Source organism: Pseudomonas cichorii (genome assembly GCF_018343775.1).
Lineage (GTDB): Bacteria > Pseudomonadota > Gammaproteobacteria > Pseudomonadales > Pseudomonadaceae > Aquipseudomonas > Aquipseudomonas cichorii.
In genome coordinates this window covers 689,767-703,380 of the sequence record NZ_CP074349.1, presented here as the reverse complement: position 1 = coordinate 703,380, position 13,614 = coordinate 689,767, and the positions used below count along the sequence as shown (strand labels likewise).

The 13,614-nt window shown below is 60.0% G+C and carries 12 protein-coding genes; 3 read left to right on the top strand and 9 right to left on the bottom strand.

Annotation, left to right across the window (positions count from 1 at the left end):
- The first annotated feature begins 24 nt into the window (after positions 1-24).
- Positions 25-2,223, top strand: coding sequence for a heavy metal translocating P-type ATPase (locus KGD89_RS03105; protein WP_025258363.1), 2,199 nt, complete (start codon positions 25-27; stop codon positions 2,221-2,223).
- Entirely contained in the window at positions 2,220-2,621 is a 402-nt protein-coding gene (cueR, locus tag KGD89_RS03100; protein WP_025258362.1) for a Cu(I)-responsive transcriptional regulator, read from the top strand. The genes KGD89_RS03105 and cueR overlap by 4 nt, the downstream gene beginning before the upstream one ends.
- A gap of 60 nt (positions 2,622-2,681) precedes the next feature.
- On the opposite strand, the gene KGD89_RS03095 is transcribed toward cueR, so the two are convergent.
- On the bottom strand, positions 2,682-3,578 hold the full coding sequence (locus KGD89_RS03095) for a PA4780 family RIO1-like protein kinase (protein WP_025258361.1): 897 nt from the start codon (positions 3,576-3,578) through the stop codon (positions 2,682-2,684).
- A 234-nt stretch (positions 3,579-3,812) separates the two neighbouring features.
- Positions 3,813-4,616, bottom strand: coding sequence for an AraC family transcriptional regulator (locus KGD89_RS03090; protein WP_025258360.1), 804 nt, complete (start codon positions 4,614-4,616; stop codon positions 3,813-3,815).
- An 85-nt stretch (positions 4,617-4,701) separates the two neighbouring features.
- Between KGD89_RS03090 and KGD89_RS03085 the strand changes: the two genes are divergently transcribed.
- Complete coding sequence (locus KGD89_RS03085) at positions 4,702-5,730, top strand: bile acid:sodium symporter family protein (RefSeq protein WP_025258359.1); 1,029 nt, start codon at positions 4,702-4,704, stop codon at positions 5,728-5,730.
- A 95-nt stretch (positions 5,731-5,825) separates the two neighbouring features.
- On the opposite strand, the gene trpE is transcribed toward KGD89_RS03085, so the two are convergent.
- The 7 genes from trpE to KGD89_RS03050 all read right to left on the bottom strand — a co-directional run bounded on the left by trpE (position 5,826) and on the right by KGD89_RS03050 (position 13,408).
- Positions 5,826-7,313: an anthranilate synthase component I gene (trpE, locus tag KGD89_RS03080; RefSeq protein WP_025258358.1), complete on the bottom strand. Its 1,488-nt coding sequence runs from the start codon at positions 7,311-7,313 to the stop codon at positions 5,826-5,828.
- 70 nt (positions 7,314-7,383) lie between these two features.
- Positions 7,384-8,202, bottom strand: coding sequence for a phosphoglycolate phosphatase (locus tag KGD89_RS03075; RefSeq protein WP_025258357.1), 819 nt, complete (start codon positions 8,200-8,202; stop codon positions 7,384-7,386).
- Positions 8,199-8,873, bottom strand: coding sequence for a ribulose-phosphate 3-epimerase (gene rpe, locus KGD89_RS03070; protein ID WP_025258356.1), 675 nt, complete (start codon positions 8,871-8,873; stop codon positions 8,199-8,201). Before rpe ends, KGD89_RS03075 begins: the two co-directional genes overlap by 4 nt.
- 134 nt (positions 8,874-9,007) lie before the next feature.
- Entirely contained in the window at positions 9,008-9,832 is an 825-nt protein-coding gene (locus KGD89_RS03065; RefSeq protein WP_025258355.1) for an ABC transporter permease, read from the bottom strand.
- 11 nt (positions 9,833-9,843) lie between these two features.
- Positions 9,844-11,091 (bottom strand): ABC transporter permease, encoded by a 1,248-nt coding sequence (locus tag KGD89_RS03060; RefSeq protein WP_025258354.1) that lies wholly within the window; start codon positions 11,089-11,091, stop codon positions 9,844-9,846.
- Positions 11,092-11,170: 79 nt separating this feature from the next.
- Positions 11,171-12,202, bottom strand: coding sequence for a polyamine ABC transporter substrate-binding protein (locus KGD89_RS03055; RefSeq protein ID WP_025258353.1), 1,032 nt, complete (start codon positions 12,200-12,202; stop codon positions 11,171-11,173).
- Positions 12,203-12,283: 81 nt separating this feature from the next.
- Positions 12,284-13,408: an ABC transporter ATP-binding protein gene (locus KGD89_RS03050; protein WP_025258352.1), complete on the bottom strand. Its 1,125-nt coding sequence runs from the start codon at positions 13,406-13,408 to the stop codon at positions 12,284-12,286.
- Positions 13,409-13,614: the final 206 nt, after the last annotated feature.

Genomic DNA, 13,614 nt, shown 5'->3' with positions numbered 1-13,614 from the left:
ATCAAGCCTTCAGGGAGTGAAAAGATGCAAGAACCCACCACCTTCGACCTGCCGATCACCGGCATGACTTGCGCAAGCTGCGCAGGTCGGGTCGAGCGTGCCCTGGCCAAAGTGCCCGGGGTCACCAGTGTCACGGTCAACCTGGCCAGTGAACGCGCCCATGTACAAACCGGGAACGGAACCGACCCGCAGACGTTGATCGACGCCGTGAGCCAGGCAGGCTATGGCGCGACACTGCTGCAGAACGAGCAGGCCGATGCCGCCAGCAGGATCCGCCAACTGAACCGCGAACGCTGGGCCTTGGTACTGGCGCTGGTCCTGGCCTTGCCGCTGGTCATGCCCATGTTGCTGGGCCCTTTTGGCGTGCAGTGGATGTTGCCCGCCTGGGTGCAAGTCGCGCTGGCCACGCCGGTGCAATTCATCCTCGGCGCACGCTTTTACGTCGCAGCCTGGAAAGCGGTGCGGGCAGGCGCCGGAAACATGGACCTGCTGGTTGCCATCGGCACCAGTGCAGGATACGGCCTGAGCCTCTATCAATGGATCACCGCCACGCCCGGCAAGATGCCGCATCTGTATTTCGAGGCCTCGGCCGTGGTCATCGCGCTGGTGCTGCTGGGCAAATACCTGGAAAGCCGCGCCAAGCGCCAGACCGCCAGCGCTATCCGCGCCCTGGAAGCATTGCGTCCGGAGCGCGCACTGCAAGTGATCGACGGGCAGGAGCACGATGTCGCCATCAGCGCCTTGCGCCTCGATGATCTGGTGCTGGTCAAACCCGGTGAGCGCTTCCCGGTGGACGGGCAGGTCGTGGAAGGTCGCAGTCATGCCGATGAAGCCTTGATCAGTGGCGAGAGCCTGCCGGTGGCCAAACAGCCCGGCGACAACGTCACCGGCGGCGCCATCAACGGCGAAGGCAGGTTGCTGATCAGGACCACAGCCCTGGGCACCCAGACGGTACTGGCGCGCATCATCAAGCTGGTCGAGGACGCTCAGGCAGGCAAGGCGCCGATCCAGAGGCTGGTGGATAAAGTCAGCCAGGTGTTCGTGCCTGCCGTGCTGGTCATCGCGCTTTTTACCCTGACAGGCTGGATGCTGACCGGTGCCTCGCTGGAAGTCGCCTTGATCAATGCAGTGGCGGTGCTGGTCATCGCCTGCCCTTGCGCCCTTGGCCTGGCAACACCCGCCGCGATCATGGCCGGAACGGGCGTGGCGGCGCGCTACGGCATTCTGATCAAGGACGCCGAAGCACTGGAGCGCGCCCATGAAGTGGACGTCGTGGTGTTCGACAAGACCGGCACACTGACCTGCGGCACACCCCGTATCACCAACATGATTGCCGTGAAAGGCAACGAAGAACAGTTGCTGGAAAGGGCAGGCGCCCTGCAACGCGGCAGTGAGCATCCGCTGGCCAAGGCGGTGCTGGATGTGTGTCGTGAGTGGCAACTGAAGCTGGACAGCACCGAACACAGCCAGGCCCTCACCGGGCGCGGCATCGCCGGAGACGTCGAAGGGCATCAACTGGCCCTGGGCAACCGGCGTCTGCTGGAAGAAAACAACTTGCAGATGGGCGAACTGGCCGAGTCCGCCAGAACCTGGGAGGCCGAAGGCAGAACCCTGTCCTGGCTGATCGAACTGGGACCTCAACCGGTAGTGCTGGGCATGTTCGCGTTTGGCGACACCCTCAAGCCCGACGCGGAACAGGCCATGCAGCAACTGAGCGCACGAGGCATCAGTTGCCACTTGTTGACCGGCGACAATCCCGGCAGCGCCAGAGCGGTTGCAGAGGCGCTGGGTATCCGCAATGTACACGCTGAAGTGCTGCCCGACGAAAAAGCCTCGATCGTTGAAGTCCTGAAAAGGGACCATGTAGTGGCCATGGTCGGTGACGGCATCAACGATGCACCTGCCCTGGCGGCTGCCGATATTGGTATCGCCATGGGCGGCGGCACTGATGTGGCGATGCATGCCGCCGGGATCACCCTGATGCGCGGCGATCCGCGCCTGGTGCCCGCAGCACTGGAGATCAGCCGCAAGACCTACGCCAAGATCCGCCAGAACCTGTTCTGGGCCTTTGTCTACAACCTGATCGGTATTCCGCTCGCGGCCCTGGGTTATCTCAACCCGGTGCTGGCAGGAGCCGCCATGGCCTTGTCCAGTGTCAGCGTGGTGAGCAACGCGCTGCTGTTGAAGACCTGGAAACCGGATGACGTGGGAGACGCGCAATGAACATCGGTCAGGCGGCCAGCAAAAGCGGCTTGAGCGCAAAGATGATTCGCTACTACGAGTCCATCGGGCTGCTGCAGGCTGCCAGTCGCAGCGACAGCGGCTACCGGCTGTATCGCTCCGAAGACTTGCACACACTGGCGTTCATCAAGCGCTCGCGGGATCTGGGCTTTTCACTGGAAGAGGTCGGCAAGTTGCTGACGCTCTGGCAGGACCGTCAGCGTGCAAGTAGCGATGTGAAGGCGCTGGCTCATAAACACATCGCCGACCTGAATCAGAAGATCGAAGAACTGGCGAGCCTGCGCGATACTCTGCAGGAGCTGGTGGAACACTGCCACGGCGACGACCGCCCCGATTGCCCGATCCTCAGGGACCTGGCTTCGGGGGGTTGCTGCACCTGAACGATACAACCCTTCGCGAATGAATTCGCTCCTGCACGGCGCCGCAGGAGCGAAATCAAACTACTGCATCCAGGGCGGAGGCGGTTCTTCGTTGGGCTTGCCCGGTGGCGCATCGTCAGCGGCACGGGCGGCCTGACGACGGGCTTCATCCAGACGCGCCGCTTCGATCTCGCGCAGCACACCCCTGACGTCAGCCGCCTCCTCCTCATCCTCGAACTGGCCTGTGAGCACCGTAGACGGTGACAGCGTACCGGCTTCGTAATACGACCACATTTCCTTGGCGTAACGAGTCGCCTTGAGCTCAGGCGCAAAGCGGCCAAAGTAGGAAGCCATGTTGCCCACATCCCGCTCCAGCATGCTGAAGGCGTGGTTGTTGCCAGCCGCATCCACCGCCTGAGGCAAGTCGATGATAACCGGCCCGCTTGGCCCCAGCAGCACGTTGAACTCGGACAGGTCACCGTGCACCAGACCGGCACACAGCATCAGCACGATCTGCTCGATCAGGAAAGCGTGGTATTCCCGCGCCTGATCCGGCTCCAGCACCACATCGTTCAGACGTGGCGCTGCATCGCCGTACTCGTCGGCAACCAGCTCCATGAGCAGCACGCCTTCCAGAAAGTCGAAAGGCTTGGGAACCCTGACGCCGGCACTGGCCAGACGGAACAAGGCTGCCACTTCGGCGTTCTGCCATGCGTCTTCGGTTTCCTTGCGACCGAACTTGGACCCCTTGGCCATGGCCCGGGCCTGTCGGCTGTTGCGTACCTTGCGGCCTTCCTGATACTCGGCCGCCTGACGGAAACTGCGTTTGTTTGCCTCCTTGTAAACCTTGGCACACCGCAGCTCCTTGCCACAGCGCACCACATAAACAGCTGCCTCTTTCCCACTCATGAGAGGGCGCAGCACCTCGTCGACCAGACCGTCTTCGATCAGGGGTTCAATGCGTTTAGGAGTTTTCATCAGCTTTTATTGTGGGTCCTTTGTTGCCAGATACGCGATTGTTGCCGTTATACGGCAATCCTCCGCCAGCGAGTAGGGGTAATGGCCGTCGGGATTGAATAGTTTTCGTGGAAAACGGCCTCAACTCCTTGATTCAAGCACCTTTCGTGCCGAATGAGCGGTGAAAGATATTACGAATTCAAAAACTCTTGCTGTAGGAAAAAGCAGCAATCAGCCGCACTTTCACGCCGAAATCTACTTGAACAGTTCCCCAGGCGTGTAACCGAACAGCCCCTTGAAAGCCGCAATGAAGGCTGAAGTGGAGTCATAACCACATGCCAGGGCAGCGCTGGTCACGCTGTCACCCTCCTCCAGCGCGCTGAGCGATGACAGTAACCTCGCCCGCTGACGCCAACCTCGAAAGCTCAGGCCGGTTTCCCGCTGAAACAGGCGCATCAGGGTTTTCTCCGACATCCCGAGGCGTGCAGCCCAGTCATGCAGCGTGATCAACCGGGCAGGGTTCTCAATCAGTTCATTGCACAAGCCCAGTAACCTAGGGTGCCGGGGCAACGGCAGGGAAAACCCCACCTCCGGCAGTTGCGACAGCTGATCCAGCAGCACCTGCACCAGACGCGCCTCAGGGCTGTCATCTTCCGGGTAAGCCACGGGCAGCAGGCAGAAAGTCTTTATCAGCTCTCGGGCCAGCGGGGTCACTTCCAGCACCCGGCAACGCTCCGGTGCCCAACCGGAATCCTGGGTTCGCACATACAGGCTGCGCATCTCGGCCTGCATGGACGTCACCACCTGATGCTCCAGCCCCGCAGGAACCCACACACCCCACTGCGGCGGCGCGAAGAAACTGCCTTCTGCAGTGTGTACACCCAGGACGCCACTGATGGCGTAGGAAAACTGCACCCAGTCATGGCGATGAGGCGGCGTCCAGGACCCGGCGCTCAGGCTTTCGGCACGGGCATAAAGCGGGCGCGGCAAATCCTGCAAGACCGGTATGTGCCGCTCGCCCGTAGGAGGATGTGACGTGTTTTGTCCGTTACTCGGCATCTAATGGCCTTATGTCGCAAGACGGCTACAAGACAACAGAGTAGCCTGCGGACATTCACTTTTACAAAGAATGCACGAGCCTCTTATGCAAGCACTCAAACACCTCAAGCGCGTCGTGACCGACTGGTTCCTCTGTGGAATGGTCCTGGCGACGGTTCTGGCCTATTTCTTCCCGCACTTCGGCGCCACAGGCGGCGGCATGCATGCCGAATACGTCATCAATATCGGCGTGTTCGTGGTGTTCTTCCTGCATGGCGTCAATCTGTCCAGCGAGCAGATCAGGAACGGCCTCAAGAACTGGCGCCTGCACACCATGATCCAGGCCTTCACCTTTGTGGTGTTCCCGGCTCTCTGGCTGATCAGCAACACGCTGTTGAGCGCCTATGTCCCTGCCCTGCTGATGCTGGGTTTCTTCTACCTTTGCGCACTGCCCTCCACCATTTCTTCGTCGGTTGCCCTGACCGGCAGCGCAAAAGGCAACGTGCCTGCGGCGATTCTCAACGCCAGCCTGTCCAGCGTACTGGGGATTTTCATAACCCCATGGCTGGTCAGCCTGGTGGTGGGCACAGGTGCGGGCGGGATCGACCTGGGTTCGACCTTGCTGGACCTGTGCGGCATGTTGTTGCTGCCGCTGGTTCTCGGCCAATTGATTCGCCCGCTGGCAGGCAAGTTCTTTGCCCGGCACAAGAAGTACACCAACCTGATCGACAAGATCGTGATCCTGTTGCTGGTTTACGCCGCGTTCTGCAATTCGATGATTTCAGGCATGTGGCAAGCCCAGGGCAGCAGCGTGATTCTGACCGCCTTTATCGGCACCGCCGTGCTGTTGGCCGTGATCCTGTTCATGACGACCCGCACCGCACGCGCCCTTAAGTTCGATCATGGCGACCGCGTCGCAGCCGTGTTCTGCGCCACCAAGAAATCCCTGGCCGCCGGAGCGCCCATGGCAGCACTGATCTTCGGCGCCAACCCGGGCCTGGGCCTGATCCTGCTGCCGATCATGATCTACCACCCCATGCAGTTGATCGTCTGCTCGGTCATGGCCGAGAACTACGCCAACCGCCACAACCAGCAACTGTCCGCCGAAGCCCTGGAAGAAGCACGGGCAGCCTGACCCAAACAAAAACGCGGCGTCGGCCAAAGCCGACACCGCGTTTCACATGAAGCTCACTACTTGAAGCTTAAAGCTTGCCGCTTACCGCTTGAAGCTCACGCCTTCTCGCCCGTCGTCTGCTCAGCCAACGCCACAGCCCGGAACATCGCACGGCGCTTGTTGATGGTTTCTTCCCACTCAAGGGCCGGCACCGAGTCGGCAACGATACCGCCGCCCGCCTGCACATGCAGTTCACCGTCTTTGATGACTGCGGTACGGATGGCAATCGCAGTGTCCATATTGCCGTTCCAGGCCATGTAACCCACCGCACCGCCATAGACGCCACGCTTCACGGGCTCCAGCTCGTCGATGATTTCCATGGCGCGGATCTTCGGCGCACCGGACAAGGTGCCTGCCGGCAGAATGGCGCGCAGGGCGTCCATGGCCGTCAGCCCGCTTTTCAGCTGGCCGGTGACGTTGGAAACGATGTGCATCACGTTGGAGTAACGCTCGATGACCATCTTCTCGGTCAGCTTGACCGAACCGATTTCCGAAACACGGCCCGTGTCGTTACGACCGAGATCGATAAGCATCAGGTGCTCGGCGATTTCCTTGTCGTCGGACAGCAGGTCTTCTTCCAAGGCGCGATCGGCCTCTTCGGTGGCACCACGCGGGCGTGTACCGGCAATCGGGCGAACGGTGACCAGATTGTCCTCGACCCGCACCAGCACTTCCGGCGAACTACCGACCACATGGAAATCGCCGAAGTTGAAGAAATACATGTAGGGCGTCGGGTTGAAGCAGCGCAGCGCCCGGTACAGATCGATAGGTGCCGCCTTGAAATCGATGGACATGCGCTGCGACGGCACGACCTGCATTACATCCCCGGCGAGGATGTATTGCTTGATGGTGTCGACTGCCTTTTCGTAATCGTTCTGGGTGAAGCTGGAACGGAACACAGGCTCTGCAGCAGGCGGTCTGTCCAGTTCCAGGCCACGGCGTGGCGTGATGGGCTGACGGAGTTTTTCCATCAGTTCATCAAGGCGCGCACGTCCGCTTTCATATGCGTCCTGTTGGGCCGGATCGATCAATACGATGGCGTGCATCTTGCCCGCCAGGTTATCGAATACCACGACCGCATCGGAAACCATCAGCAGGATATCCGGCACACCCAGCGGGTCCGGATTCGGGCAGTTGGCCAGACGCTTTTCGACATAACGCACACAGTCATAGCCGAAGTAACCCACCAGACCACCGTTGAAGCGTGGCAGACCGGCAATGGTCGGGACGTTGTAACGCGCCTTGAACTCTTCGACGAAGGCCAGCGGATCTTCGACGTCATGGCTTTCGACTTCCACATCTTCGTGGGTCACGCTGACATGGTGACCATGAACGCGCATCACGGTGCTGCAAGGCAGGCCAATGATAGAGTAGCGCCCCCACTTCTCGCCGCCCTGCACCGACTCCAGCAGGTAAGAGTTCGGCTGGTCGGCCAGTTTCAGGTAGATCGACAGCGGGGTGTCGAAGTCAGCCAGGGTTTCGTGGGCAAGCGGGATGCGGTTATAGCCAGCAGCAGCCAAACGCAGGAATTCTTCACGGTTCATGAGCAGCCTCGTGGTTTGAGGGTAAAACGGTCAGGTAGGCAAACGTGCCGCGCAAGCGGCCGGAATCAAGTCAGGCGCGCCAACGCCAACGGGCCAGGGCCTTGATGACTTTCATCCAGAGTTTGCGAGTGACCACCACGATGGAATCTCTAAGGGAGGGACGTTGAATATCGGGCAACAGTATCTCAGCGTCCTGATCCAGGCAACCGGGAATCAGCTTGCGCAGATCATCGATCACCAGCGAAGGGGATTCTTCAGCGATGGGCCGGCCATGGTTGTAGCCATAGGTCAGCCCGACACAGGCCACGCCAGCCGCCTTCGCCGCCTGCACATCGGAGCGAGAGTCGCCGACGAACAGTGACTGGGAGGCAGGAATACCGGTCATTTTCATCACGAAGAACAGAGCCGCAGGGTCTGGCTTTTTCTGTGGCATGGTGTCGCCGCCAATGATCCAGCGAAAGAAACGTCCCAGTTTCATTTCATCCAGCAACGGAGCGACGAAGCGCTCCGGCTTGTTGGTGATGAGGGCCATTTCGACGCCCATCTTCTGCAACCACTTCAGGGTTTCACGAACGCCGGGGTAGACCACGGTGAATTCGTGTTTTTCGGCATAAGCCTGCATGAAGATTTCCAGCGCCTGCTCGGCCAGGGCGTCATCGACACCGCTGTGATCAATGTCATTGGCCAGCGCCCGACGCACCAGTACCGGTGCGCCATTGCCGATCCATTGCCGAACCGACTCAAGGCCCGCTGGCGGGCGACCGAGTTCGAGCAGCATCTTGTCAACGGCCACGGCCAGATCAGGCCCGGAATCCACGAGGGTCCCGTCCAGATCGAACATGATCAGCCTGGGCAACTTGCCCGCAAACAACTGCTCGAAGCCGCTCATGCGCGGGCGGACGCCAGTTCGTTGCGCATTTTCTCGATCACTTCTTTGTAGTCGGGGGCATTGAAGATAGCCGAGCCGGCCACAAAAGTATCCGCGCCCGCAGCCGCGATCTCACGGATGTTCGCGACGTTGACGCCACCATCGATTTCCAGACGGATGTCACGCCCCGAAGCATCGATCAAGGCACGCGCTTCGCGCAGTTTGTTCAGCGTACCGGGAATGAACTTCTGACCGCCGAAGCCCGGGTTGACGCTCATGAGCAGGATCATGTCGACCTTGTCCATGACGTATTCCAGCAGGTTCAGGGGCGTCGCCGGGTTGAACACCAGACCTGCCTTGCAGCCGCCCTCGCGGATCAGTTGCAGAGAACGATCGATATGCTGGGTCGCTTCAGGGTGAAAGGTGATGTAGGTGGCACCGGCTTCGATGAAATCGCCGATGATGCGATCCACCGGGCTGACCATCAGATGCACATCAATGGGTGCAGTGACGCCATACTTGCGCAGCGCGCTGCACACCATCGGACCGATGGTCAGGTTAGGGACATAGTGATTGTCCATGACATCGAAGTGAACGAAGTCGGCACCCGCGGCCAGTACAGAGTCAACGTCCTCACCCAGACGGGCGAAGTCAGCGGAAAGGATCGATGGGGCAATAACGAAGGGCTGCATGGCGCACCTGTTTGAGCAGAATCACGGTGGCGCGCATTGTACTCCAAGAGATCGGGATATGCCTTGGGGGATGAAATATCTGGTTTTTCGCGAATGAATTCGCTCGTAATGGAGCGAATTCATTCGCGAAGAGGCTACTCCACCTGCGTACGCAGCTTTTCGCTGCGTCCACGCAGCCACTCCAGCACCAGCAGCAACGCCACCGAGAAGGCGATCAGCAAGGTCGCGGCGGCGGCGATGGTCGGGCTGAGGTTTTCGCGGATGCCGCTGAACATCTGGCGCGGCAGGGTCGCTTGTTCGGGGCCGGCGAGGAACAGGGTGACCACCACTTCATCGAACGAGGTCGCAAAGGCGAACAGCGCACCGGAGATGACACCGGGTGCGATCAACGGCAGGGTCACCCGACGGAACGCCGTCAGCGGCGAAGCGCCGAGGTTAGCGGCGGCGCGTACCAGGTTGTGGTTGAAGCCCTGCAAGGTGGCCGACACGGTGATGATCACGAACGGCACGCCCAATACCGCATGCACCAGGATTAGCGAGGTGTAGCTGTTGCCCAGCCCCAGCGGTGCGAAGAACAGGTAGCTGGCGACACCGACAATCACCATCGGCACCACCATCGGCGAGATCACCAGCGCCATGACCAGCGGCTTGCCGGGGAAGTCGCCACGGGTCAGGCCGATAGCGGCCAGTGTGCCGAAAATCATTGCCAGCAGCGTGGAAGCCGGTGCAACGATCATGCTGTTCTTCAGCGAGCGCATCCACTCGGCAGAAGCGAAGAAGTCCTGATACCACTGCAATGAAAAGCCTTGCAGCGGATAGACCAGAAAGCTGCCCGAGTTGAACGACAGCGGCACGATGACCAGCACCGGCAACACCAGAAACAGCAGCACCAGCGCGCAGATGATACGCAGTGCGTAATACCAGATGCGCTCGATGGGCGACGAATACGAATTCAGCATGATGATTCCCCTCAGCTCAAGCGCAGGCGGCTGGCGCCGACCAACCAGCTATAGATCAGATACAGCACGACGGTTGCCAACAGCAGCAGGCCGCCCAGCGCTGTCGCCATGCCCCAGTTGATGCTGGTGTTGGTGTAGAAGGCCACGAAATAGCTGACCATCTGGTCGTTCGGGCTACCCAGCAATGCCGGAGTGATGTAGTAGCCGATCGACAGGATGAAGACCAGCAGGCAGCCAGCACCGATACCGGCATAGGTCTGCGGGAAGTACACGCGCCAGAAGCTGGTGAACGGGTGGCAGCCCAGGGAAATGGCCGCACGCATGTAGGTCGGGGAGATGTTCTTCATCACGCTGTAGATCGGCAGAATCATGAACGGCAACATGATGTGCACCATCGCGATGTAGACGCCGACCCGGTTGAAGACCAGTTCGATGGGCTTGTCGATGATGCCCATGGCCATCAAGGCACCATTGATCAGGCCACTCGATTGCAGCAACACGATCCAGGCCGCGACCCGTACCAGAATCGAGGTCCAGAACGGCAGCAGAACCAGAATCATCAGCAGGTTGCTCTGCCGCGCAGGCAGGCTGGCCAGCAGGTAGGCCAGCGGATACGCCAGCACCAGGCAGATGGAGGTGATGACCAGTCCCATCCAGAATGTGCGGGTGAAGATATCCAGGTAAATGGCCTGGTCAGGAGTCGCAGCGGCCACTTCACCGACATCGTCGATGCGATGGTCAACAGCGGCCAGCAGGTAATAAGGGGTGACGCTACTGGTATTGCGACGAATCGCCTGCCAATAGGCGGGGTCGCCCCAACGCTCGTCCAGCGCTTCCAGTGCATCCTTGTAAGAGGCCGGCTCGGTCTTGAAGGGCAAAGCACGAGCGGTCTTGCTCAGCAGGCTGCGATAGCCGGCCAGCTCCATGTTCAGACGCTTGGACAGATCGCCCAGGGTCGAATTCTTGCGGGTTTCAGCCAGGTCAAGGCTCAGCGCCTTGTAGACCGATTCGGGAGGAAGACCTTTGCCGTCCCATTTCTCGACTTCAATCACGGTGCTCGGCAGTGCTGAAACGACTTCCGGGTTGCTGACGCTCTTGTAGAGCAGCGCAGCGATGGGCACCAGAAAGACCAGCAGCAGAAAGATGACCAACGGAGCGATCAGAGCCTGTGCTTTCCAGCGGTTGACCCGCTCGGCGCGAGCCAGGCGTTGCTTCAGGTTGGGGCTGGCGCCTTCAGTCAGGGGCACGGCGGTGGCCATATCGAACTCCGAAATCTACTAACGAGGGGAGCGTTTCCTGAACCGGAAACGCTCCTGGATCTAACTCAGGTTGACGCGATTACTTGGCTGCCCAAGCGGTGAAGCGCTGTTCCAGCGACTCGCCATTGTCAGTCCAGAACGTCACGTCCATCTGCACCTGGTCCTTGATGTTTTCAGGAGTGGTCGGCATGTTCTGCAGGGTTTCCTTGTCCAGCAAAGCGACCGCCTGGGTATTGGCCGGGCCGTAGGCGATGTTCTGCGAATAGGTCTTCTGCTGCTCCGGGCTCAGGATGTAAGCGATGAACTTCTTCGCCGCTTCAGCGTTTTTCGACCCCTTCGGAATGGCCCATGCGTCGAAGTCATACACGCCGCCGGTCCAGACCACTTTCAGGTTGCTTTCTTTCTGCACGGCAGCGATACGACCGTTGTAGGCCGAGCTCATGACCACGTCGCCGGAAGCGAGGTACTGAGGCGGCTGAGCGCCCGCTTCCCACCATTGAATGTTTGGCTTGAGTTCATCGAGCTTCTTGAAGGCGCGGTCCTGACCGTCCTTGCTGGCCAGCACCTTGTAGACGTCCTTCGGCGCTACGCCGTCGGCCATCAGAGCGAACTCCAGGGTGTACTTGGCACCCTTGCGCAGACCGCGCTTGCCCGGGAATTTCTTGGTGTCCCAGAAATCGACCCAACTGGTCGGAGCGGTGCTGACCTTGTCGGCGTTGTAAGCCAACACGGTGGACCATACGAAGAAACCAGCGCCGCAAGTGGTCAGCGCGCCCGGCACGAAGTTCTCGGCCTTGCCGAACAGCGCAGGGTCCAGCTCTTCAAACATGTCTTCGTCACAACCGCGGGACAGCTCAGGCGATTCGACTTCTACCAGATCCCAGGAAACGCTCTTGGTGTCGACCATGGTCTTGATCTTGGCCATTTCACCGTTGTACTCGCCAGCGATGATCTTGCCGTTGCCTGCTTTCTCCCAAGGGGCATAGAAAGCCTTTTCCTGAGCAGCCTTGTTGGCGCCGCCGAAAGAGATAACGGTCAGATCAGCGGCCATGGCTTGGGACGCGCACATCATGCCCAACGTGATAGCGGTGAACTTCAATGATTTCAGCATTTATTCTTTTCTCCACGAGCAGTGTTGGTAAGCGATTGGGACGGGCGATCGTTCGCCTCTGTTGTTGCTTTTATCGATAGATCAATGCACTTGCTGCAAGGGATCGAGCGCGCGAGCGTGCTCGACTTGCCATCCAAGGGGCACGACATCGCCAACGCTCAAGGCCGCATCCAGTTCGGCGATAGGCTGCTTGACGAAAAAGTCGGTCTTGCCTGCCACCTCCAGACGCACACGAACGTGGTCGCCCAGATAGATGAACTCGGCAACACGGCCCGAGAAACGGTTTACACAACTTTCGCTACGGCCATTGAGGCTGATGCGTTCCGGACGGATCGAGAGGGTGACCGGCTCGCCGGCCTGGCCGACATTGATTGCCAGTGCCTCGACCTTCTCTCCCCGTTCCAGCTCGACGACGCAGCGGTCACCGGTCTGGCTGACCAAGCGCCCGTTGAGACGGTTGTTCTCGCCAATGAAGTTGGCGACGAAGGTGTTCTTGGGTTCTTCATAAAGGGTACGCGGCGGGGCGATCTGCTGGATCTCGCCCTGATGGAACACGGCAACGCGATCGGACATGGTCAGGGCTTCGCCCTGGTCGTGGGTCACGTAGACCACGGTCACGCCCAGACGCTGGTGCAGATGTTTGATCTCCATCTGCATGTGTTCGCGCAGTTGCTTGTCGAGTGCGCCGAGGGGTTCGTCCATCAGCACCAGTTGCGGCTCGAAAACCAGCGCGCGGGCCAAGGCCACACGCTGCTGCTGACCACCGGACAACTGCGCCGGGTAGCGATGCGCGAAGGCATCCAGTTGAACCATGCCCAGTGCGCGCTTGACCTTGTCGCCGATCTCGCTCTTGCTCATGCCGCGCACCGACAGCGGGAACGCCAGGTTCTCGGCGACCGTCATGTGCGGGAACAGTGCGTAGTTCTGGAACACCATGCCAATGTCGCGCTTGTGGGGCGGCACGTTGTTAATGGCGCGGCCACCCAGCAGGATTTCGCCCGCGGTCGGCGTCTCGAAACCGGCCAGCATCATCAGACTGGTGGTCTTGCCGGAGCCCGATGGCCCGAGCAGGGTGAGGAATTCGCCTTTGCGAATGTCCAGGTTAAGGTCTTTGACGATGAGTGCTTCGCCGTCGTAGCTCTTCTGCACACCACGAAAGCTGACCAGAACATCATTTGCCCCAGCGCTTGAATCGACGTCGCTCATTACCCACACCTTTGTTTTGTCTGCGTGGGATCAAGACTAGAACAGCGCACATACCGCGCAAATCGGGGGCCAGGAGAGATTTGCCTAAGCAGGCTGGAAGCCCCGGTGTAGGGATTGCCCTACACGGATGGCGGGATTGGATAAGTGGCAATCAAGCACTTTTGTACGCAGAAAACCCCGTAGGACCGAATTCATTCGGGAAAGCG

What these genes read in the sequence shown, in the direction of transcription:
- KGD89_RS03060 (WP_025258354.1), bottom strand. Translation starts at nt 11,091, where the DNA reads ATGGCCACCGCCGTGCCCCTGACTGAAGGCGCCAGCCCCAACCTGAAG.
- KGD89_RS03090 (WP_025258360.1), bottom strand. Translation starts at nt 4,616, where the DNA reads ATGCCGAGTAACGGACAAAACACGTCACATCCTCCTACGGGCGAGCGG.
- KGD89_RS03085 (WP_025258359.1), top strand. Translation starts at nt 4,702, where the DNA reads ATGCAAGCACTCAAACACCTCAAGCGCGTCGTGACCGACTGGTTCCTC.
- rpe (WP_025258356.1), bottom strand. Translation starts at nt 8,873, where the DNA reads ATGCAGCCCTTCGTTATTGCCCCATCGATCCTTTCCGCTGACTTCGCC.
- KGD89_RS03055 (WP_025258353.1), bottom strand. Translation starts at nt 12,202, where the DNA reads ATGCTGAAATCATTGAAGTTCACCGCTATCACGTTGGGCATGATGTGC.
- KGD89_RS03105 (WP_025258363.1), top strand. Translation starts at nt 25, where the DNA reads ATGCAAGAACCCACCACCTTCGACCTGCCGATCACCGGCATGACTTGC.
- cueR (WP_025258362.1), top strand. Translation starts at nt 2,220, where the DNA reads ATGAACATCGGTCAGGCGGCCAGCAAAAGCGGCTTGAGCGCAAAGATG.
- KGD89_RS03050 (WP_025258352.1), bottom strand. Translation starts at nt 13,408, where the DNA reads ATGAGCGACGTCGATTCAAGCGCTGGGGCAAATGATGTTCTGGTCAGC.
- trpE (WP_025258358.1), bottom strand. Translation starts at nt 7,313, where the DNA reads ATGAACCGTGAAGAATTCCTGCGTTTGGCTGCTGCTGGCTATAACCGC.
- KGD89_RS03095 (WP_025258361.1), bottom strand. Translation starts at nt 3,578, where the DNA reads ATGAAAACTCCTAAACGCATTGAACCCCTGATCGAAGACGGTCTGGTC.
- KGD89_RS03065 (WP_025258355.1), bottom strand. Translation starts at nt 9,832, where the DNA reads ATGCTGAATTCGTATTCGTCGCCCATCGAGCGCATCTGGTATTACGCA.
- KGD89_RS03075 (WP_025258357.1), bottom strand. Translation starts at nt 8,202, where the DNA reads ATGAGCGGCTTCGAGCAGTTGTTTGCGGGCAAGTTGCCCAGGCTGATC.